Source organism: Cytobacillus sp., assembly GCF_964223445.1.
Classification (GTDB): domain Bacteria; phylum Bacillota; class Bacilli; order Bacillales; family Cytobacillaceae; genus Cytobacillus.
On the sequence record NZ_CAXQGS010000083.1, the window covers coordinates 44,775 to 66,719 of the forward strand.

The 21,945-nt window shown below is 41.5% G+C and carries 18 protein-coding genes; 16 read left to right on the plus strand and 2 right to left on the minus strand.

Features of this window, described 5'->3' with window-relative positions; all coding sequences use genetic code 11:
* The first annotated feature begins 143 nt into the window (after positions 1–143).
* The 3 genes from ssb to ACEQ1T_RS15495 all read left to right on the plus strand — a co-directional run bounded on the left by ssb (position 144) and on the right by ACEQ1T_RS15495 (position 1,331).
* Positions 144–512 (plus strand): single-stranded DNA-binding protein, encoded by a 369-nt coding sequence (ssb, locus tag ACEQ1T_RS15485; protein ID WP_370223654.1) that lies wholly within the window; start codon positions 144–146, stop codon positions 510–512.
* A gap of 5 nt (positions 513–517) precedes the next feature.
* On the plus strand, positions 518–700 hold the full coding sequence (locus ACEQ1T_RS15490) for a hypothetical protein (RefSeq protein WP_370223675.1): 183 nt from the start codon (positions 518–520) through the stop codon (positions 698–700).
* A 238-nt stretch (positions 701–938) separates the two neighbouring features.
* Complete coding sequence (locus ACEQ1T_RS15495; protein ID WP_370223655.1) at positions 939–1,331, plus strand: hypothetical protein; 393 nt, start codon at positions 939–941, stop codon at positions 1,329–1,331.
* A gap of 6 nt (positions 1,332–1,337) precedes the next feature.
* On the opposite strand, the gene ACEQ1T_RS15500 is transcribed toward ACEQ1T_RS15495, so the two are convergent.
* Positions 1,338–4,157, minus strand: a complete 2,820-nt coding sequence (locus ACEQ1T_RS15500; RefSeq protein ID WP_370223657.1) for a DEAD/DEAH box helicase — start codon at positions 4,155–4,157, stop codon at positions 1,338–1,340.
* Positions 4,150–5,769, minus strand: coding sequence for an SWIM zinc finger domain-containing protein (locus ACEQ1T_RS15505; RefSeq protein WP_370223658.1), 1,620 nt, complete (start codon positions 5,767–5,769; stop codon positions 4,150–4,152). Before ACEQ1T_RS15505 ends, ACEQ1T_RS15500 begins: the two co-directional genes overlap by 8 nt.
* A gap of 266 nt (positions 5,770–6,035) precedes the next feature.
* Between ACEQ1T_RS15505 and ACEQ1T_RS15510 the strand changes: the two genes are divergently transcribed.
* The 13 genes from ACEQ1T_RS15510 (at position 6,036) to ACEQ1T_RS15570 (ending at position 21,736) form a co-directional block, all read left to right on the plus strand.
* Positions 6,036–7,244 (plus strand): MFS transporter, encoded by a 1,209-nt coding sequence (locus ACEQ1T_RS15510; RefSeq protein WP_206840630.1) that lies wholly within the window; start codon positions 6,036–6,038, stop codon positions 7,242–7,244.
* A gap of 427 nt (positions 7,245–7,671) precedes the next feature.
* Positions 7,672–8,553 carry a DUF6282 family protein gene (locus tag ACEQ1T_RS15515; RefSeq protein ID WP_370223659.1) on the plus strand — a complete coding sequence of 294 codons (882 nt, stop codon included), beginning with the start codon at positions 7,672–7,674 and terminating at the stop codon, positions 8,551–8,553.
* 5 nt (positions 8,554–8,558) lie between these two features.
* Complete coding sequence (locus ACEQ1T_RS15520; RefSeq protein WP_206840625.1) at positions 8,559–9,971, plus strand: FAD-binding oxidoreductase; 1,413 nt, start codon at positions 8,559–8,561, stop codon at positions 9,969–9,971.
* A 1-nt stretch (position 9,972) separates the two neighbouring features.
* Positions 9,973–11,349: a (Fe-S)-binding protein gene (locus tag ACEQ1T_RS15525; protein ID WP_206840623.1), complete on the plus strand. Its 1,377-nt coding sequence runs from the start codon at positions 9,973–9,975 to the stop codon at positions 11,347–11,349.
* A gap of 38 nt (positions 11,350–11,387) precedes the next feature.
* Positions 11,388–12,230 (plus strand): nitrilase-related carbon-nitrogen hydrolase, encoded by an 843-nt coding sequence (locus ACEQ1T_RS15530; RefSeq protein WP_206840621.1) that lies wholly within the window; start codon positions 11,388–11,390, stop codon positions 12,228–12,230.
* Positions 12,231–12,388: 158 nt separating this feature from the next.
* Positions 12,389–14,482: a PAS domain-containing sensor histidine kinase gene (locus tag ACEQ1T_RS15535; RefSeq protein WP_206840619.1), complete on the plus strand. Its 2,094-nt coding sequence runs from the start codon at positions 12,389–12,391 to the stop codon at positions 14,480–14,482.
* Positions 14,483–14,492: 10 nt separating this feature from the next.
* On the plus strand, positions 14,493–15,860 hold the full coding sequence (locus ACEQ1T_RS15540) for a sigma-54 dependent transcriptional regulator (protein WP_206840617.1): 1,368 nt from the start codon (positions 14,493–14,495) through the stop codon (positions 15,858–15,860).
* A 236-nt stretch (positions 15,861–16,096) separates the two neighbouring features.
* Positions 16,097–16,702, plus strand: a complete 606-nt coding sequence (locus ACEQ1T_RS15545) for an ABC transporter permease (protein ID WP_370223676.1) — start codon at positions 16,097–16,099, stop codon at positions 16,700–16,702.
* A 57-nt stretch (positions 16,703–16,759) separates the two neighbouring features.
* Positions 16,760–17,758 carry an ABC transporter ATP-binding protein gene (locus tag ACEQ1T_RS15550; protein WP_206840615.1) on the plus strand — a complete coding sequence of 333 codons (999 nt, stop codon included), beginning with the start codon at positions 16,760–16,762 and terminating at the stop codon, positions 17,756–17,758.
* A 12-nt stretch (positions 17,759–17,770) separates the two neighbouring features.
* Positions 17,771–18,508: an ABC transporter permease gene (locus ACEQ1T_RS15555; RefSeq protein WP_206840613.1), complete on the plus strand. Its 738-nt coding sequence runs from the start codon at positions 17,771–17,773 to the stop codon at positions 18,506–18,508.
* Between the two features lie 26 nt (positions 18,509–18,534).
* Positions 18,535–19,461 (plus strand): glycine betaine ABC transporter substrate-binding protein, encoded by a 927-nt coding sequence (locus ACEQ1T_RS15560; RefSeq protein ID WP_312886219.1) that lies wholly within the window; start codon positions 18,535–18,537, stop codon positions 19,459–19,461.
* A gap of 27 nt (positions 19,462–19,488) precedes the next feature.
* Complete coding sequence (locus ACEQ1T_RS15565) at positions 19,489–20,847, plus strand: MmgE/PrpD family protein (protein WP_370223661.1); 1,359 nt, start codon at positions 19,489–19,491, stop codon at positions 20,845–20,847.
* A complete protein-coding gene (locus ACEQ1T_RS15570; RefSeq protein ID WP_370223662.1) occupies positions 20,828–21,736 on the plus strand; it encodes an alpha/beta hydrolase in 909 nt (302 codons plus the stop codon). The genes ACEQ1T_RS15565 and ACEQ1T_RS15570 overlap by 20 nt, the downstream gene beginning before the upstream one ends.
* Positions 21,737–21,945: the final 209 nt, after the last annotated feature.

Sequence of the window (21,945 nt, forward strand, 5' to 3'; positions counted from 1 at the left end):
CGTTTTTTGCGGAAAAGGAGCTGAAAAATAAATTTTTAGGGTGTTTTTGCCGAAAAGGCTCTGCAAAAAACACATTTTGGCATTTTTACACAGTGGAGAAGTTCCGGATATGATATAGCTATTAAAGAGAGGAGATGAAAGCTATGATCAATCAAGTGATCCTGGTTGGAAGATTGACAAGGGATCCTGAGCTGAAAAGGACACAGGAAGGAATTCCGGTGACAAATGTGACGCTGGCAGTAAACCGTCAATACCGCAACCAGAAGGGTGAAATCGATGCGGACTTTGTTCAGTGTACTTTATGGAAAAAATCAGCGGAAAATACATCGCAATATTGCCGGAAAGGAACGCTGATCGGGATTACCGGGCGAATTCAGACGAGGCATTATGATAATCAGGAAAAGAAACGCATTTATGTAACAGAGGTGGTAGCGGAATCGGTCCGCTTTCTCGACCGGAAGAAGACAGAGGATATCCCGGTGACCGTGACCAAGGAGGAACTTCCATTTTGAAAGAAGTGTCTGAAAGAGAAAAGGCATTGGAATATATGCTCGAAAGCCTCATAAAGATGCTCGGGAAATCAAACCAAAGAGTCGATGACCTGAATAAAAGAGTTCACCAGCTTGAATCCTTCATCCGTGAAACCGCAATGCAAAACCGTCCCCAGGAGAAACCTGGAAGACTAACCGTAATCAATTGACGGCACCCCCAACCAGCTGTCCACATATTTTCCTTCCCTATAGAGAATCAATCATATCCCCAGCACTTCCCCTAAATTTGAAACCCGGTACTCACGTGCCGGGTTATTTCTAACTTTAAATGGTAATAAAGCAGTTTGTGAAAACAAATATTGTATATAGGTATTAAGAATCAGGGAGGATTTTCACAGAATATGTCGAATATACTTTTTGGAAATAATAAAGAGGAGGGGTAATTTAGTGAATAAAGGAGATGAAACCGGGTACCTGTATTTCCAAACAGCAAATAAAAGATTAAACACCAATCATCAGCCAAGCTTCTTTGATGCGCTTCAGCTCATCCAGCTACAGAATAACAAATCCTATCAAAGAATTCCTCTTAGAAGCCATACTTCACTCACGTTCAACGATATGGAAAATGATAAGGAAAGACTTCTTCATTATAAATTTAAACTCGGCCAGGTGGCGATAAACGCCGGGGACAAGAACCCTACATACCAGCTGCTATCCTGTTTCATTATAAAAGAAGGCAGCAAAGTAACCTTTCTGACGCAAAAGCCTAACAAGCCTGAATATGCGAAAATAAAAAAACAGCCTTCAAGCCTTTATGCATATCAAGGACTTGAAGACTGAAAAAATTTATGTCAGGTGAACCAGATCTCTCAGCTCATCTGTTGAAAGCTCGGTAATCCAATTCTCGCTCGTAATAATTTGATCATTAAGGGACTGCTTTTTTTCGAGCATGCTATCAATCTTCTCTTCGAGCGTCCCAGTGGCAATCATTTTATGAACATGAACAAAGCGTTTTTGCCCAATCCGGTATGCGCGGTCGGTTGCCTGGTTTTCGACGGCGGGATTCCACCAGCGGTCATAATGGATGACATGGTTTGCTGCCGTCAGATTTAAACCGGTTCCGCCGGCTTTAAGCGACAGCAGGAAAACCGGGAATTCATGATCTTGAAAACGGCTGATCATATTGTCCCGTTCCTGCTTTGGCACGCTGCCGTTTAAAAATGGCACGTCGAATCCGAATTGTTTTTTCAGCAAGCGGGCGATCATGTTCCCCATTTCAATATACTGGGTAAAAATCAGACAGCTTTCTCCCTGCTCATGTACAGCACCGACAAGCTCGCTTAACTTTTCAAGCTTTACAGAACGTTCAAGGACATGCTTAGGTTTCTCCTCTTTTAAATAAAGAGCCGGATGGTTGCACAGCTGCTTTAAGCGGCTTAATAACTGCAGGATCAGACCTTTGCGCTCAAACCCGGACAGCTTTTCAATCTGTGCGAATGTATCCTGGACAAGCTGCTCGTATAGCGAGGCCTGCTCAGCAGTAAGAGGACAATATTCCTTCTGCTCAAGCTTATCAGGCAGGTTCAGGGCCACATCCTCATCCTTCTTCGTACGGCGGAGCAGGAAGGGACGGATATATGCCTGCAGCTGCCTGACTTTATCCTTGTCATCATCCTTCTCAATCGGCAGCACATAGCGCTTCTGGAACTGCCCGAGACTGCCGAGATAGCCATGGTTCGTAAAGTCAAAAATGGACCAGAGCTCGGTCAGCCGGTTTTCCATCGGCGTGCCGGTGAGGGCAATATGGTGCTTGCCCTTTAACTTTCGGACAGCCCGCGATTGCTTTGTCTGGGCATTTTTAATATTTTGGGCTTCATCAATTGAAATGGAGCTCCACTCGATGGTTTCAAAATCCTCCAGATCCATATGGGTCAGTCCATAGGAGGTCAGCACAATATCAGACTCCATTACTTTTTCAGAAAAGCTTTCGCCCTTCAGGCGGTTTGAACCGTAATGGAGATACACACTCATGCCAGGTGCGAAGCGCTCGATTTCCTTCTGCCAGTTGCCGAGGACAGATGTAGGGCAGACGATAAGCGATGGGCCGCTGTCTTCCTCTTTCTTTACCTTTAAAAGATAAGAGATCAGCTGAATCGTTTTTCCAAGCCCCATATCATCTGCCAGAATGGCGCCAAAACCATACCGGCGCAGAAACAGCAGCCAGCTCATACCGAGCTTCTGATAAGGGCGGAGATCACCCTTGAAGCTTGCAGGAACCTCTTCAAGCGGAAGACTTTTGATATCGCGTAGCTGCTTCACCATCTGTTTCCACTGGCGGTTAAGCTCAATCTGAATACGGGCAAAAGCCTTAGGATTATCCAGCTCGTCTTCCTGCGTGCTCTCGTCAGCCATAAGCTCCTGTTCTATCAAGTCACGGACATGCAATCCTTCTTTTTCCGCTTTCTTCATTAAATCCTGAATTTGGCGGACAAAATGGGGATCCAGCTTGATCCAGCGGCCGCGAATGTAGACAAGCCGTCTTTTTTCCTCAACCATGCCCCGGAATTCATCCTCTGTTAAATCAACGCCGTTCATGCTGAAGCGCCAATTATAATCAAGCATGGACTGCAGCCCGACAAACGAAGGGCGATGACTGCCAGTTCCTTTCACTTTGGCTTTGACTTTCAGGCTAGCGTTCTTCATTGCCTGCCACCATGAAGGAAGCAGAATTTCCACGCCAAGTGCGAGCAGTGTTTCGCTTGCTTCAGTCAGAAAGGTCCAGGCTTCATCTTCGGTCAGGGAAGTGGAGATCTGTCCGGGCTTGCCTGCAAGCCATGGAAAAAGCTCAAGCCAGCGCTGGATTTCTTTTTCAATTGAATCATCATAATCATGCCAGTCATGCGGATAGTTGGAATAGTCCTTGTAGTCGACAAAGACATCAGAATTATTTTTTCCGCGAAGGAAAATCGCCAAATCCCAGCTGGAGTCAATATCCCCGGGCTCTTCCAGCTTAAGTCCAATCGAAAAAGGAGCTTCATTTGATTTGACACCGATCCATTCCTGCCAGCTTTCTTCATCAAAATAAGCTGCAAGATCCCTTGGTGAGAGGTGCTCACTCCTCAATGCTTCAAGCTTTTCACCGAACTGTGCTTTCGCTTCCTGATTTTGATTCATAAAGCCATCAAGGGAGCGGTGAAATAAATCTCCGATAAAATCCCGGACAGGGGAGCCTTCTACATTCTGGTCCCAAAAGTTCGTGCCGAATTCGGTAATTACACTTTCCGGCAGTGCCCAGCGGAATTGATCCTGTTCCCAGGCGGCAAAATCCGGCATCCATTCTTTTTCCACGATTGAATCGTAAAGAGCATGAGAGGAAGCCAGGAGAATTTCGGCAGTTTCATCCCAGCTCCATTCAATCAAACGGTTGAACTGCTCAGCCGCAAACAGGGTAACGAGCTGCCAGCCGCTTACAGAAATTCCTTTGATTCCGTCCGCATCAACAGCTTCAAGCATAGTCCCAAAAAAACTTTCTCTGTGATGGTTAAAAAGAAGCGGCATCCATTCTTTCTGGGGTAGAAGGCGGCCTTCTTCATTGACGGCAAAAATCAGGTAGCGGTCATTGTTTATTGGTTTCACTTTCACATGGAGAAATCTCGTTTTAAGCATCGATTAGCTTACCCCTTTTGCATTCTTCCTGAAAGGCGCGGAGACGCTTCGTTTTTTCAAGCAGCAATTCAAGAAAAAGCTGCCAGTCTTCCTGGCGTTTCAGCTTGTTATACAGCGTGCGAAGCTTTTTCATTTTCCGGACAGCCTCGCGATAATGATCCCTGTTTTTCATATTGATATGGGCAGTGATAGACTGATGATAAAGAGGCAGGAGGATGGAGGGCTCCTTTTTGCTGATTTCCCTGATCCGGTCCTTGCCTAGAGAATCAATATCAAAGCCAATAAACGCCTGCAGATCTGCCCACTTTATGAATTCGCCTTTTTCAAAAAGCAGGTATTCATAATCGTTGTAGCTGTACGGCAGCGTTTCCATAAGGGCTTTCTCGTACAAATCCATTTTGCTGCTTTCCAGGCAATAAGGAGAAATCGCCCTCATGGCCAACCGGGTAAAATCCATACAGGCATAATAGTCATCAGATTGTTTCAGGTAATCCCGTAATTTATGGATAAATGCTTCTGCATAAGGACCCATCCGATTCCAGTCCTTATTGGCTGAAAAATAATCGATCCAGTAAAGCATATAAGGAGTCATTAAGTCATTTGGCACACTTAAAACACTGAGTGCCTGTTCATCATTTCGTTCAAGGATTAGAAGATGCACATAACCTGCCACAGAGGGAAGACTGGGCGATTCCTCTTTGATGGAAGGCTCCAGCTTCTGGATCTCCGCTTCACGCCATTCTTTCTTTTTGAAAAAATGTGTCCATAACAGCCTGTATAAATGGGCCCGTTCATAATCCAAACCAAAAGAACCGGTGATCAGCCCGGCGGAATCATCTTTCAGCTTTTCAATATATTGATCGAAAGCGAAGGGAAGGGAGTGCACAGACAGTTTGTTCATAATCTCAACGGAATCTTCCATCAGGGACTGATAGAGATGGCGGTAATAACGGTCAATCAATTCTTCGCCGTGGCCATACTTCCTGCTTAGCGCCATCAGCTTTTTAAAAGAAAAGACATAGCCGATAAGCAAATAAAGAAGCCTCCATTCCTGTTCAACCGGTGCTCCAGCTTTCATGCGGCGCAGATAAACATGGAAAAGCTCAGGGAGGACATAGGGACGAGGCTCTCCCTGTTTTTCCATCAGCTCGGTAAAGCTTTCTTGGAATCCTGCAACCCAGCCGTCATAACCAGTCTTCAGCTGACCGGAGGATTTCAAAAGATCCTTTGCTCTTTGAAGCCCCCAATTCTTGGCTGTCTGCTTTTCCTTTATCGGCTTCCTCCACTCTTCAATCCACATGGACACACTTCTGGCTTTGGAAAGAAGCTGCAGAAATACCGCAGTCTGATGGCGGCAAAAACCTTCAGCCGGGCAGGAACACTCGCTCAAATGAATGAACTCAAGATTAAGTTCAACCTTTGCGGGAGTCACATCCTGGACTGTCGCCAAAACCTTATCATCCTCAAAGCGAAGCTGATAAACAAGACCCTGCCGAAAAAGCATCAGCCCCTTCTGCACCAGGCGTGCATCTTCCTCATTCTCTGCACGCAGTAGCCCCTTCAGCTCATTCGCTGCAAACTCCAAAGGCTCCAAAAACCGCTCCGGAATCATCTTTCAACCCCCTTGTTGGTGGGACAGAGGGACAGGTTCCTTGTCCCAGCGTTCCGCAGGGGACAACCAACCTGTCCCCATGTCCCAAAGTACATTCCTATATTATAACATTTAGAGCAACTGGAATGAAGGTGCGCACTGTTTCAAAAATAGGTTAGAAAAAGTCCTTAATGGAAATCATGCGGGAAATTTAGTCGGAATTTTCGATTTTTTTATAGATAAAATGATATAATGGATTTAACGCATTAAAGGAACTGGGTGGGATAATGACTGCTGTAAATGCTAAACAACAGGAATCAGATAAATATTCGCTGCATGATGCCGGCTTTAAAAAAATAATGATTGCGATGACGAGTGCATCCATTTTAGCATTTGCTAATTTATACTTTGTGCAGCCGATTATGCCTTTGCTGGTGAAATCATTTGACATCACATCTGCAACAGCCGGTTTATCACTGTCTGCTGCTGTAGTTTCTATGATTTTCGGATTGCTATTCTTTGGATTTCTATCTGATCGAATCGGTCGGGTTTCAATAATGAATATCACGCTTGTTTGCACCATTATTCCGCTGGTGCTTTTGCCCATTTCGCCTAATTTTGAAACGTTTCTGGTGCTGCGCTTCCTGCAGGGGATTTGTATAGCGGGCCTGCCTGCAGCTGCCATCGCGTATTTAGGGGAGGAACTGGATTCCAGCAGCGTTAGTCTCGGCATTACCATGTATATTGCAGCCAATGCCATTGGCGGAATGGCCGGCCGCATCTTCGTCGGATACATTGCTGATATGGCCAGCTGGCAGACTTCTGTTTACTTCCTATTTGGATTCTCCATTCTGTTATTCATCCTATATTTTATGACTTTGCCAAAATCTCATTATTTTAAGCCCAGTAAGATATCTGTTAAAAAAGACTTGTCAGGCATGGGCTCACATCTGAAAAATACGAAGCTTTTCCCTGCATTCACGATGGGGATCCTCCTCCAATTTTCGTTCACAGGAGTATGGACGTACCTCCCTTTTTATCTCGAACAGGATCCTTTTAATCTTTCTGTAAAAAATATTTCTTTTACCTACCTGGCATACAGCTTCGGTATAGCTGGTTCCATGCTAGGAGGAAGCCTGTCTGCTCATTTTAGGCAAACCACACTGGTCTCGGTTGGAACCGTCATTTTAATAGGAGGGACCTTAATTACCAATGTGCACTCTTTATCAGTAGTTGTAATGGGTCTCTGCCTGACCTGCCTGGGGTTCTTTGTGGCGCATTCACTGATGGCGACCATTGTAAATGAGCTCGCTGCTCATCACAAAGCGGGTGCCTCGAGCATCTATCTCGTAAGCTATTACCTTGGAGTCGCAACCGGAGGGACGCTTGCCGGACTGGTATGGCAGACTGGAGGCTGGACGGGGATTACGGTGGTTTCTCTTGGGCTGCTTCCGGTTGTGGTGTGGCTGTCAGTAGGACTTAGAAGGTTAAGTTAGAAATCAGGAAAAAAATAATATTATAACAGAAAGTTACTATTAAACTATGAAGTGCATTGTATGGGAGTCATATTAACAAGCAACCCAGATGTATCCCATTTATTAATTTTTTATCGGTATTTCCCTTTTTTGCTGACAGTTAGGTAAAATCCTATTTCTGTCTCAAGAGAGGGATTTTTTATTTGGCAGTCACTCTAATGTTATTTGCCAATTGTGTTAACCATGATATTAGAGCTGATGACGAATTGAAGTTAGGGATCTTTAGTCATTTGTAAAGAAAAATTACTAAATTGTCTTAATTTTTTTACATATTAATTTGAAAAAGTTCTTCAAAGCCGACAGGGCTCCGCATTTAACTAATGTAAATTGGCATGGAAATTGCAAATTACTTTTATAACAATAAATTTAATGCTAAGGAGTGGCGGCTATGGCACAAGAGTTTCATCCATTATTAAAAGGAGCAATTGAATTACATGTTCATAGTTCACCAAGTTTGTTTCCAAGGAAGCAAACCGACTGGGAACTAATAGAGGATATTAAAAATGCTGAGATGGCGGGTGTGGTTTTAAAGGCACATGAAGCTCAGACAGTTGACCGGGCAAGTTTAATCCGGGAAAAAGAGCCCGGAGTTCATGTGTACGGGGGGCTGGTGTGCAATTATTTTACAGGAGGGTTGTCTCCAACCGCAGTAGATGCAGCGATCCGTTTAGGGGCGAAAATCATTTGGATGCCTACTTTTTCTGCTGAAGAGCATCAAAGGTATTTTGGTAAAAAGAAAACCAAATTCTTTAATAGCAAGCGTTCTATGAAGCATCCTGGTTCCGGGATTGAAATTTGGGATGAAAACAAAAAACTCCTGCCGGAAGTACATGAAATCTTAGAACTGGTTGCAGAAGCGGATATTGTGTTGGCCACGGGACATCTGGCTGCTGAGGAAGTGCTTGTATTAGTTGAGGCAGCTATTGAGGAAAAAGTTGAGAAAATCTTAATTCAGCATACAGATTTAGGTATTGCCAGAGTGCCTTTTGAATTAGAAAAAGAATTAGTGAAAAAAGGGTGCATCCTGGAAAAATGTTATTTAGCATGCAGTGAAGACTTTAACGATATTTCCCCAAGGGAAATGGCTGAGAGCATTAAAGTTCTTGGAGCTGATTCCTGTGTAATGGTGACAGATTACGGACAGCGGCATAATATTGCACCTATTAAAGCCTTAAGTAATTTTATAGAAGAAATGCTGGCATATGGAATAACAGAAAATGAGATTACGAAAATGGTAAGTGACAACCCTAAGAGGCTGCTGGGGATTTAGAAAGGATGAAAAAATTGGAAGATGCTATAGTAAGAGAAATCGAGGGAATTATTCCTGCTAATCGTGTTCTCACCAGTCTGGAAGAACTATATTCTTATAGCTATGATGCTTCTTTTGGTGAATATTTGCCCCAATTGGCCATCCAGCCTGAGAGTGCGATTGAAATAAGTAAGATTATGAAAATAGCAAACAAGCATAAAATCCCAGTCTATCCAAGAGGGGCGGCGACATCCTTAAGCGGGGGTCCATTGCCTGTTGAAGGTGGAATCGTCCTGGATATGACTCGAATGAATAAAAAATTAATCATTGATTGTGAAAACTTATTAGCCATTGTATCTCCTGGGGTTACGACTGGTGAGATTCATTACCAGGCAGAAAAAGCAGGGCTATTTTATCCTCCGGACCCGAGCAGTTCCAAAGTGTCCACTATTGGCGGAAATTTATTAGAGAATTCAAGCGGGCCGAAGGGACTGAAATACGGAACGACTAAGGAATACGTGATCGGATTGGAAGTAGTAACACCCGAAGGGGAAATTGTCCGAACAGGCGGGAAAACGGTTAAGAATGTCACAGGTTATGATTTAACAAGATTAATTGTTGGATCTGAAGGGACTCTGGCGATTGTAACGGAGGCAACATTGCGATTAATTCCAAAACCGAAAGCGCGCAAGACTTTATTAGCCACATTTAGCAGATTAGTTGACTCAGGATACGCTATAACCAAAATTTTGTCTTCAGGAATTATGCCGGCAGCCATGGAATTAATGGATAACGCATGTATAAGGGCGGTTGAGAATTTTAGTCCGTGCGGGCTTCCGGTAAATGCCGAAGCGCTTGTCATTATAGAAGTGGATGGGCATCCCTTGGCCATAAATGAGGAAATTGAAAAATGTGAAGAGATTTGCTGGCAAGTGGGAGCAGCTGCTGTTAGAACTGCCAGAACAGAAGAGGAAAGAGAAGAAATATGGAAAGCTCGCCGAATGGTTTCCCCTGCCATCACACAAATGGGGCCAACTAAAATTTCTGAGGATGCTACGGTTCCTCGAAGCCAAATTCCTGCCATGATGGAGAAATTGAGCCAAATCCGAATAAAGTACGAATTAAACTTAGTGGTTTTTGGTCATGCAGGCGATGGGAATTTACACCCAAATATCATTACGGATAAACGAAATATCGAAGAAATGAAACGAGCCGAAAATGCGGTAAGTGAAATATTTGAAGCTGCTGTTTCACTTGGAGGAACGCTATCAGGCGAGCATGGAATTGGGACGCTTAAAGCGCCATATATGGAAATGGAGCTTGGGGAAGCGGGTCTTGGTCTCATGAAAAAAGTAAAAAACGCCTGGGATCCTAACAATATATTAAATCCGGGAAAGATCTTTCCAAAAGCGGGGCAAACAAAGGTGGTGTTAGTTTAACATGAATGCTCCATTGAAAAAAACGCAAGATGTGAGTGAAGACAATAAATCTATACATTCGCTTTCTCTCTTTTCAAAAAAGGGCAATCGGTTATACGAACTGGCCTATGAAGCCACTAATCAGTGTATCCAGTGCGGATATTGTTTGCCTGCTTGTCCAACATACGAATCAATGGGAAAAGAGTCCGCATCACCAAGGGGGAGAATCAACCTTGTCAAGATGGCAGCCGAAGGAAAAATAGATATTTCAAGCCACTTGTCTGAACCCATTGATTTATGCCTGGGCTGCCGGGCCTGTGAAGTGGCCTGCCCTGTGGGCGTTCCCTATGGGCACATATTAGAGACAGCAAAAAACGTCATTGCAGAGGAACAAATGAACAATGATGCTGGAACAATGAATGACAATCTGAAACATCTGGTCTTATCTCAAGTATTTCCATACCCAAAGCGGATGAGGTTACTAGGGAATTTAACATGGTTTTATCAAAAGTCCGGAATTAGAAAAATGGTGAAAAAAACAAAGTTATTGCACAAGATTTCAGAACCGCTGGCTCAAATTGAAAACGTGCTGCCGCTTGTAGAATCTCCATTAAAGAGAAACAAATTAGGAACCATCATTCCCGCCAAGGGCTCCAAAAAAGCACGGGTTGCATTTTTTACAGGCTGTATTTCGGATGCCTTGCTCAACAGAACAAATAGATTATCAATCGAGCTCCTAACAGTAGCCGGCTGTGAAGTAATTATTCCGAAATCGCAAAATTGCTGTGGTGCCCTTCATGCCCATCAAGGAATGATAGAAGGTGCAAAGGAGCTTGCGAAGCAAAATATTTCTGCTTTTGAAGAATCAGAATCCCAATACTATATTAATAATGCCGGTGGTTGCGGAGCTCTTCTTAAGGAATATGAAGATCTTATGAAAAATGATGAAGAATGGGCTGAACGGGCAAAGAAATTCTCTCGTGCCTCCAGGGATATTAGTGAAATTCTGGTGGAATTCGGTCCTCTTCCTTTTAAGAAGCAATGGAATGGTGTAATCACTTATCAGGATTCATGTCATCTAAGAAATGTCCAGAGGGTGCATGAGCAGCCTAGAAAATTACTGAAATCTGTACCAGGCGCTGCTTTTGTTGAGCTTTCAGGCAGTGATAAATGCTGTGCTTCAGGCGGTATTTATAATCTTCTCCATTTTGGGGAGTCCATGGAAATCCTTGATGGAAAAATGGAGAATATAGAAGAAACGAAAGCGGCAACCGTTGTCACAACAAACCCAGGATGCCTCTTGCAAATGCGTCTTGGAATCGAACGGAAGGGGTGCAGCGGCCAAGTGCAAGGAGTCCATTTAGTAGATGTACTCGCAGAGGCTTGCGGAATTTCTTAGGATGGTCTGTTTATTCTTAATGGAAAAGGAGAACGATTATGAGAATAGGAATAGCCCAAGTTGCTCCTCTCTTTGGAAATGTTCAAGCCAATTTAGCGCAAATGATAGATATAATGCATGAGAATGATGGGAAAGCAGAGTTACTCGTTTTCCCAGAGTTATCTTTAACAGGATATGACCTCAAAGATCAACTATTTGATGTTGCGCTCACAACAGATGCAAAGGAAATTTTGCAAGTATGCGAGGCTTCCGCAGATACAGGTGTGAATGTTGTATTCGGCTTTGTTGAAAAGGGGAAGGGCGAGCAAATTTACAATTCAGCAATCATGATTCAGAATGGGAAGATTACCTCTATTCAAAGAAAGATCTACCCAACTAATTACGGTGACTTTGAGGAAGCAAAATACTTCGCAAGAGGAAAAAAAGTAAACCTGGATCAAATAGGTTCTTTTATTTCCAGCATGCTGATCTGCAATGATGTATGGCATCCGTCATTGCCCCATATTGCTGCACACCACCACACTTCTCTCTTGATAGCCTTAATTAATAGTCCGGAAGGCGGTCTCGGCAGTGACTATTCCAGTTCTGCAGGCTGGGAGAGGGTAGGCCAGTTTTACGCAAGCGTTTATGGGTGCTATGTAGCGTTGGTAAACCGCGTAGGGATTGAGAACGGCATTATGTTTTATGGGAATTCAAAAGTGATTAATCCGTATGGTGAAATCATTTTACAATGTCCTTATGGAGATCCAGCTGTTCAAATTTGTGAAATTGATTATAAAGCAGTAAAAGAAATACGGAAGCTATTACCCATAATGAGAGATGAAGATGTTCATATTACATTAAAGCATTTTAAAGAGATTGCGGATCAAGATTTCGTTTGAAATCTTATTAAAAAGAACCCTTGCATGTAGAGTAATGGATCATTAACCAATACTTATAGCAAGGGTGTTTTTGTTTCTTTTATTCTACTATAATAGCATATATAAGAATTTTCTAAATATTAATCAATCTCAGGACAACTTTGACAGGGGAAATTTCTTTGAAAAAATTATTGCAATCAAGGATAACAAAGAGATATGTATTTATGACCTTTATCGTCGTCTTTGGATCTCTGGCTTCAATTTATTTTGTGACCATGAATGTACTAAATGATTCGGTACGTTCGGAAATTGAATACCGAAATGAATTAATGTCAAAGACCGTCAGCACGAAAACCAGTTTTATGTTTGACAAAATGATCAATGATATCCGTGTCATTTCCGAGTTCGTTCTAAGTAATTCTAAAGAGAATACATATTTTTACCGGAAGGAAATGGAGCGGCTTGTTTCTGAAAACCCTCTATATCTATTTATCGACGTCATGGATGAATCGGGTAATTCAATTACCACGATACCTAATGTAAAAAAGTCTGCATCGGGAGATTTGAATAAGATTTTAGAGAGATTAAAATGGACCAAGGCGTTTTACATATCAAATCTGCTTACCCTCGAAGATGGCCGGAAAACAATCGGGATTGCGTATCCAGTCCTTGATGATGGAGGGCAGTATCGGGGAGCGATACTTGCCTATGTTAATCTAAATATCCTATCAGAATATCTTTCGGAGGGAAAGATTGGTTCAGAGGGACTGAATGTTTTAATAGACCGAAATGAAACAATCATTGCACATTCTAAGGAACAATTAATTGGTGAGACGCTTAAGAATCATGAACTTGGCCAAATGCTTAACAAGTATCGAAGCGGTATATGGGAAGGATTATTGTTTAATGAATTTATGCTCGCTTCCTATAGGCCGATTACATTAGGCGGATTGGGGCTTATTATTTGTGAATCTATCGATCAGGCAATGGAGCCTGCAAGACAGGTACAAGTGCTTTTATTTAAAGGTTTTATCATTGTCGTTTTTCTTACTTATTTATTGACATTGTTCGGGGCATTTCGATTCATTAAGCCCATAACGAATTTAACGAATCAGGCTAAGGAATATTCGGATGGGAAAAGAGCTGACTTTGAGCTTCTCCATACGGGTGACGAACTTGAAAATCTTACAAAAACGATGGCAAGTATGGCAATGGAATTGAAAAATAAAGAAAGACATTTGTTCTATATATTGGAATCGATACCATATGGAATCATCACGATTAACAAGGATGGAAGGATTGTTACCTTTAATAAAGGGGCGGAGGAGTTATCGGGATTTTCCAGAACTGAGGCAATTGGCAGGTATATTATCGATCTTCCATTGAAAAGAAATGAAGCTGATTTTCTGTCATGGAGGACCATAAAGGAAGGAAAAGAAATTAATGAACAGGAAAGCTATATTTATGATAAGAACGGCAGAAGGCATGATGTCCGTATATACTCTTCTTTATTTAGCGGGGAAGATCAGAATATTCTTGGATCGATCCTCATTCTAAGAGATGTAAGTGATATGAAGAAAATGGAGGAATATCTAAAGCAAAGTGAGAAGCTGGCTTCCCTGGGACAGATGACTGCAGGAATTGCACATGAAATTAAAAATCCTTTAAGCATTATTCAAGCAGCTGCAGAAGCAATCCAGCTGGACATGCAAGATCCTTCCTTTATTCAGGAAATGACTGACGATATATTAGAAACAACGGATCGATTAAATCAACTGTTAACAGATTTCTTGAATTTATCCAGGGGGGAATCTGACGATGAGTTGGAAAAGGTGGACTTAGCTGCTGTATTGGATGAATTATTAGGACTTCTAAAAAACAATTTTGCCGATCGGAATATATCGGTTTCAAAATCCTTTGCTGTCGAAGAAGCATTTGTACTGGCAACTCCAGGGAAACTAAGTCAGGTGTTTTTAAATATTATTATTAATAGTCTTCACGCAATGGATGAGGGAGGCAAGTTAACTGTTCGCATATTGGATTATGAATCTGATTGGTTAATAGAAATAAAGGATAATGGTTTAGGCATACCGGAAAGTGAAATCAAGTGGATTTTTAATCCATTTTTTACAACGAAGAAAGAAGGCACTGGATTAGGGTTGTCAATAGCTTATGAAATCACAACACAATTTGGCGGGGTCATTCAAGCAAATTCCGATATAAGCGGCACCGTATTATCCGTTCAACTGCCAAAGTTTACTGAAGAAAGGTGAGCTTAGAAGCATGAAAAATATTTTACTGGTTGATGATGAATCGAAAATATTGAAAATCTTAAAATCTTCATTATCCAAGCAAGGATATAACGTGTATACAGCGGCCAACGGACAAGAGGCTCGAAATAAAATCGCTGATACTAATGCCGATCTTGTTTTTTTGGATTTGAAGCTTCCGGATGCCTCAGGCTTAGAACTTTTACATGAATTTATTGGACTTTATCCTAACAAGATCTATATTATGATGACTGCTTTTGGCAATATCGATAATGCAGTATCTGCAATGAAAGCAGGAGCATTTGACTATATGGTCAAGCCTGTAAAATTAAATGAACTCATCGTTACGATTGAAAAGGCTTTTGAATGGCTTGGTGTAAAAGAAGAAAATAAAAAATTGAAAGAACAGCTTCTTCATTCTGAAGTTCATGGAGAACTCGTAGCTAATAGCAGTCCCATGAAAAATATTCTTAGGCTGGTAGAGAGAGTTTCAGCAACGGAAGCAAACATACTCATTCAAGGCGAGAGCGGAACAGGGAAAACAAAAATTGCACAAATGATCCATATGCTGAGTGAAAGGAAACATGCACCCTTTATTCCCATAAATTGTGCAGCGATTCCTGAACAATTGCTGGAGAGTGAACTTTTTGGCCATGAAAAAGGCTCATTTACCGGGGCAGTATCGAGCCGAAAAGGGAAATTTGAATCCGCAAATGGCGGAACGATTTTTTTAGATGAAATTGGTGAAATCTCACCGTCTTTCCAGGCTAAGCTCCTGCAGGTAACACAAGATAAAACCTTCATGCGGGTTGGAAGCGATAAATTAAGCAAGGTCGACATCCGAATTATTTGTGCTACAAATCGCGATCTAAAGAGACTAGTAGAAGAGGGGAACTTCAGGGAAGATTTATATTATCGATTAAACATAGTAGATATTTATATTCCATCCCTAAAGGAGCGAAAAGAGGATATCCCCCTTTTAGTAGAAAACTTTCTTGAAAAGTATCGGAGCAAGCATCAAAAAGATTATAAAACCACCAGGAAATTAATGAGTCATTTAATGAATTACGGGTGGCCGGGAAACGTCCGTGAGCTTGAAAATGCAATTGAACGAGCGGTTGTATTATGTGATGGGGATTCGATCACAATCGAAGATTTTCCGAGGGAAATCCGTGAAGTAAAAAATGATAACTCAAATGATATGATTAAAATAGAAAATAGTGCTTCATTGCCGGAAATTATGGACGAAATTGAGAAGAAATATATTTTGAAGGCACTTGATGAATCACTTGGACAGCCTGCTAAAGCGGCAAGAAAGCTTGGGATTTCAAGACAAAGCCTTTTATATAAAATGAACAAGTTTTTCTCGGAGAACATATGAATTCCCCTGGGTTGCTAGCAGATATTGTTAGCAGCCTTTTTGCAGCGAACAGTATTGTGTAAATATTTTTTTACACAATGGGAGGATATCTTTACAATTTATTTAGAAAATTCAATAAAATAGGTTAACTTAAGTTGGCACAAAACTTGCTAGATATATAAGTAAGAATAATATAAGGGGGGGAGAATTTGGAGATTCTAGAATTTGTCCAAACGAACTGGCCGGAGATTTTAGAGATGACCTTGGAGCATATCGAATTAGTTGGGCTTGCAGTAGGCATCGCGATAATTACTGGGGTGCCTTTTGGGATTTATATTTCACAGAGAGAGAGTTTAGCAGATCTGGTTCTGGCCGTGGCAGGAATCATAATGACTATACCAAGTATTGCATTGTTTGGGATTATGATTCCTATTTTCTCGCTAATTAATCAGGGAATAGGATTTTTGCCGGCAATAGTTGCTTTAATCTTGTATTCACAGCTGCCTATAATTCGAAACACATATATTGCGATAAAAAATGTGGATTCGAATGTAAGAGACGCAGCAATCGGTATGGGAATGACAACCTTTCAGAGACTAATAAAGGTGGAGCTTCCTCTGGCGTTTCCCGTCATTATGGCAGGTGTGCGGATGGCGATTGTATTGACCATTGGAATTGGCGCAATAGCTGCTTACATTGGAGCGGGAGGGCTAGGCGGGTATATAGCCCGAGGTATTTCAACAAGCTATGCAGTAATGATCCAGGTAGGGGCAATATCGGTTTCAATTTTAGCTATTTCAATTGATGTTTTGTTAGGAAAAATTCAGAAAAGATTTTCTTCTGGTGTAAGTATCAAATCTTAAAGCATATGGACTGAAAAAAACTTGAGGGATTTACTATATGAAAGAAGGTGAAGTAGAATGATTGAATTTCAGAATGTTACGAAAGTTTATGAAAGCGCTGACAAAAAGGTGACAGCCGTCAATAACATTAATTTTCATGTTGAACCAGGAGAAATCTGTGTATTTCTTGGTCCATCAGGCTGTGGAAAAACAACGCTGCTTAGAATGGTAAACCGTTTAATTCCTATTACAAGCGGAAGTATCGAGGTTGATGGAAAAAATATCAATTCCATGGATATCATCAAGCTTCGAAGGTCCATTGGATACGTAATCCAGCACAATGGGCTGTTTCCGAACATGACCATTGAAGACAATATAAATGTTGTTCCCAAGATGCTGGGCTGGGATCAAAATCGAATGAAGAATCGTTATAGTGAGCTAATGGAAATGATGGGTTTAGACCCGGGGCAGTTTCAAAAGCGTTACCCTTTTGAATTATCAGGTGGCCAGCAGCAGCGAATTGGGATTGCCCGGGCATTGGCCGCTGATCCCCCTGTTATGCTAATGGATGAACCTTTTGGAGCACTTGATCCGGTCATTCGTGACCATTTACAGAATGAGTTTTTGCGGATTCAGAAGGAAATGAAAAAAACCATTCTATTTGTAAGCCATGATATAGATGAGGCAATTAAATTAGGCGACAAAGTAGCCATCTTTGATGCCGGGAAATTGAAGCAAATTGGCACGCCTGATGAAATTCTGTCTAATCCGAAGAACGACTTTGTTCGTGATTTCGTTGGAGATGATCGTGCCCTGAAAAGGTTAACTTTGTTAAAAGTAAGAGATTTAATGGTCTTAAGTGACGGATTTAGAAAAAGCCGATTGAACAGCGAGTGGCATGGACAGGTGATTTCTGTAAATGAGAACCTGAAAACAGCTTTATCACACTTATTGTCTGCTCCAAATGGAGAAGTCTGTGTGGTAGATGATCATAATAAGAAGTTAGGTGTACTGTGTGTCTCTGATTTTAATTTATTCACAGAAGTGCACCCAAAAGATATATCAATTGTAAGGTAAGGGGGTGACAGTTTGTCTGGGAAAAAGACCGAAAAAATAGTGAAGGCAGGTCTATACTTAGTCGTAATCTCCATTTTAGGCTGGGCATACTTTACTGGGGCATTTCAATTCATCATCGACAACCCAAAGGACCTTCTGTATTTAACTGGCCAGCATCTTAAACTGGTAGGAATATCCGCAGCACTTGCAATTGCGACCGCAGTACCTCTTGGAATCTTAATAACCAGGCCAAAGTTCAAGAAGCTTGATTGGATCGTATTAAATTTTGCGAATATAGGTCAAACGGTTCCGAGTCTAGCCATATTGGCTTTAGTAATGAGCTACTTTGGATTAGGCTGGCAAACGGCTATTTTTGCATTATGGTTCAATTCTCTTCTGCCTATCCTGAGAAATACGGTTGCAGGAATTGAGAATGTAAATCCGCAAATCATAGATGCTGGAAAAGGGATGGGTATGACATCTAAGCAAATCTTTTTTAAGCTTGAATTACCAAACGCCCTATATGCCATCATGGCTGGTATCCGTACCTCTGTTGTTATTAATGTGGGAACAGGCGCTTTAGCATTTTTAATTGGAGGTGGCGGTTTAGGGGATCTAATATTTACGGGAATTTCATTATATGATACTGGCATAATGCTTTCAGGAGCAGTTCCAGTCATATTATTAGCCGTCCTTCTTGATGTTTTATTGGGGAAGTTAGAAAAAATAATCGTTCCGCGCGGGCTTCAAAGAACACTGGAAGCAGCATAGCGATGAGAGTTAAGGGAGGAAATTCAGTGAAGAGATTTGTCTATTTGCTTCTAGCAATTATTGTGGCGGCAACACTAACCGCTTGTGGAAGTTCATCAGCAAACAGTGAAGACGGTGGAGGTGATTCAAAGGGAAAAGTGGCAGTAGGCGGTAAAGATTTTACTGAGCAGCAGATTCTGTCCAAAATTACGTCAATTTATTTAAAAGAAAACGGTTTTGATGTAGAGGAAGCAAGCAATATGGGAAGTGCTGTTGTCCGGTCTGCTTTGGAAAATGGGCAAATTGATATTTATTGGGAATATACTGGCACTGGATTAGTCGTTTATCAAAAACAGGAAGTAGAAACAGATCCGGACGAAGCATATGAAAAAGTTAAAGAAAATGATAAGGAACACGGAATCACCTGGTTAAATAAAGCGAATTTCAATAATACCTATGCGATCTTGATGAAGAAAGATACTGCAGAAAAAATGGGTGTAAAAACTATTTCGGATCTAGCCAAAATGGTAAATGATGATCCTGATAAATTAAAGTTTGCTTCGAATGCTGAATTTTATGCACGAGAAGATGGAGTGAAAGGCTTACAGAAACTTTACGGATTTAAATTTCCTTCCAAAAATGTTGTGAAAATGGATTCCGGATTGCTATATAACGCACTAAAGGATGGGCAAGTTGATGTTTCCGTGGGCTTTGCTACAGATGGCCGCATTAAGGGCTTCGATCTTGTAATTCTAGAAGATGATCAGCAATTTTTCCCGGCATATAATGGGGTTCCTGTTGTGAGACAGGAAGTTGCTGAAAAATCTCCTGAGATTTCTGAACTGATGAACAAATTAGCCGGCCTTCTGGATAATGAAACGATGATGTCTTTAAATTACTCGGTTGATGTGGAACATAAGGATATCACGGAAGTAAGCCGCAGCTGGCTGGAAGAGCAGGGGTTAGTGAAATAAAAACCCACTATATAGGAAGTGATTTCATTGGCGGATTTCTCTGGAAAGCTTGAGGAATATTTGAGGGCTGAATCATTTAGCTCCGTTCATGCAAATAGCAAACAAGCCTTAAAAGAGGCTCTTGCTGACATTATTGCCTGCACTCTTGCAGGGACACAGACTGCTGCATTTGAAATGGTGAAAAAATTTGCGGACAGCCAGTGGGGAACCGGAAGAAGTTCTGTGCTTTCAGCTCCTGAAAAAATGAGTGCATCAGGAGCTGCATTAGTCAATGCTACCGCTGCGAATGCGCTGGACATGGATGACGGTCATCGCCTTGTAAAAGGCCATCCGGGTGCAATTGTTTTTCCAGCTGTTCTTGCAGCCGCAGAGGAGTACAATATTTCCGGTGAAGAATTCATGACTGCACTGCTGATAAGCTATGAAATCGCAATAAGGGCAGGCATTCTTACACATCAGCTCCGTCCTGAATACCATTGTACAGGCTCCTGGGGCGCCATCGGAGCTGCAGCAGGACCAGGGCGGATCATGGGGTTAACAGGAAATGAAATAAACCATGCACTGGGAATTGCCGAATACCAATCAACCTATTCCCCAATGATGCGCTGCATCGAACACCCTTCTATGCTCAAAGATGGAATTGGATGGGGAAGCATGACAGGAATAAGTGCTGCCTATCTTGCGAAGGAGGGGTTTACCGGTATTCCTTCACTTTTTGAAACAGTGGAGGCGGAGCCTTATTTGCAGGAATTGGGAAAGGTATATCGGGTAGAGGAGCTTTATTATAAGCCTTATGCATGCTGCAGGTGGGCGCAGCCGGGAATAGAGGCTTTGAAGGAGTTAATGCTGAAGCATGCGTTAACAAATTCGGAAATTAATAAGGTTAAAATTTATACGTTTACTGAAGCAGCCTCTTTAAGCAGAAAGCATCCAAATAATACGGAAGAAGCTCAATATAATCTCACTTTTCCGTTCGCAGCCTATTTAGTAACAGGAGAAGTTGGACCTGACCAGGTATTGAACGAACTAGGCAATCCAGAAATTTTAAATACGATGGACAGGATTGAAATCTGTATTAGTGATGTATTAGATCAGCAATTTCCTAAAAAGGCTCTTAGCAGGATAGAAATTGAAGATAGCAGGGGCCATATCTTTTCCTCAAGTGTCCATCAAGCAAAGGGAGACTATGATTTTCCGCTATCATCAATTGAAAAAAAGAATAAGTTTTATAATCTGGTAGAGCCAATTGCAGGACATAAAATTTGTGATGAAATATACCGATGTATACAAGAAATGGAAAACCTTTTGAACATTCATGAGTTAACTTCATTATTAAACATAAATAAAAAATATGGAGGGATTTATCATGCAAGAACGTCAAATTAGCTTTTATAGTGAAGGGTTAAAACTGGATGGGACTATTTATCTGCCAGATGATTATCAGCAAGGTGAGAAACGGCCGGCTATTATTCCGAATTCTGGATATCAGGGCTTTAATCAATTTTACCCCCGGTTATTTGCGCGAAGCCTGACTGAGCTCGGGTATGTATGCCTGGGATTTGACTATCGGGGTTTTGCAGGAAGTGAAGGACAGCAAGGAAGAGTTATTTTGGATGAGCAAGTGCAGGATGTAAGGAATGCGATTACATTTTTACAAACCCAGGAAGAAGTAGATCCTGAAAATATCGGGTTAATTGGCTGGGGCATGGGTGCTTCGAACGTTGTCCGAGTTGCAGCAGCAGATAAACGTGTAAAAGCGGTGGCAGCTCTAAACGGTTTTTACAATGGGGAAAGATGGCTGAAGTCCATCCATTCCTATGTTGAATGGATGGAAATCAAAAACATGATCGAAGCAGACCGTATTCTTCGCGTTACAACTGGAAATTCAAAATATGAGGATCCATTTATTCATTATCCGTTAGATCCTGCTACAAATGATTATGTACAAAAAGAACTTGCACCGCTATCACCATTTGGCAAACAAACTCAATTACAGTTCACTGAATCTATCATTGAGCTGAACGCTGATAAAACAGCCTCTTCTATCGAATGCCCATTATTTATTGGACATGGAAAAGACAATCTTCTTCATCCGGTAGAAGAATCTCTCCATTTTTTTGATGCAGCAACAGAACCGAAGCAGCTTTTCATCATCGATGGAAAACACAATGACTTTATGTATCATGAACACCCGATATTCCAGGACTTAATTGGACAGCTTGAACAATTTTTTAAGATGAGTCTGCAATATGAAAGTTTAGAGAAAATCAGTTAATTTCTCATCTGATAGAAATTTTCCAAAATAGTAGGGTTTAATTGAAATAATCGAGTAAAAATCCATAAAGGTTTATACTCGATTATTTCGTTGCCTTTAATAAGAAGAAGTAAATGGAGAAATACAGACTAACAGAGAACCCCTTCTGGAATGTCAGTAAAATGAATTTGCAGGATATCAAAAGTAATGTCTAAAAGTTCCCGTGAGTT

Excerpts from the sequence above, each read along its gene's own strand:
- ACEQ1T_RS15520 (WP_206840625.1), top strand. The coding sequence starts at position 8,559 with ATGAAAAAATTGGAAGATGCTATAGTAAGAGAAATCGAGGGAATTATT.
- ACEQ1T_RS15505 (WP_370223658.1), bottom strand. The coding sequence starts at position 5,769 with ATGATTCCGGAGCGGTTTTTGGAGCCTTTGGAGTTTGCAGCGAATGAG.
- ACEQ1T_RS15540 (WP_206840617.1), top strand. The coding sequence starts at position 14,493 with ATGAAAAATATTTTACTGGTTGATGATGAATCGAAAATATTGAAAATC.
- ACEQ1T_RS15545 (WP_370223676.1), top strand. The coding sequence starts at position 16,097 with ATGACCTTGGAGCATATCGAATTAGTTGGGCTTGCAGTAGGCATCGCG.
- ACEQ1T_RS15525 (WP_206840623.1), top strand. The coding sequence starts at position 9,973 with ATGAATGCTCCATTGAAAAAAACGCAAGATGTGAGTGAAGACAATAAA.
- ACEQ1T_RS15530 (WP_206840621.1), top strand. The coding sequence starts at position 11,388 with ATGAGAATAGGAATAGCCCAAGTTGCTCCTCTCTTTGGAAATGTTCAA.
- ssb (WP_370223654.1), top strand. The coding sequence starts at position 144 with ATGATCAATCAAGTGATCCTGGTTGGAAGATTGACAAGGGATCCTGAG.
- ACEQ1T_RS15500 (WP_370223657.1), bottom strand. The coding sequence starts at position 4,157 with ATGCTTAAAACGAGATTTCTCCATGTGAAAGTGAAACCAATAAACAAT.
- ACEQ1T_RS15550 (WP_206840615.1), top strand. The coding sequence starts at position 16,760 with ATGATTGAATTTCAGAATGTTACGAAAGTTTATGAAAGCGCTGACAAA.
- ACEQ1T_RS15510 (WP_206840630.1), top strand. The coding sequence starts at position 6,036 with ATGACTGCTGTAAATGCTAAACAACAGGAATCAGATAAATATTCGCTG.
- ACEQ1T_RS15570 (WP_370223662.1), top strand. The coding sequence starts at position 20,828 with ATGCAAGAACGTCAAATTAGCTTTTATAGTGAAGGGTTAAAACTGGAT.
- ACEQ1T_RS15515 (WP_370223659.1), top strand. The coding sequence starts at position 7,672 with ATGGCACAAGAGTTTCATCCATTATTAAAAGGAGCAATTGAATTACAT.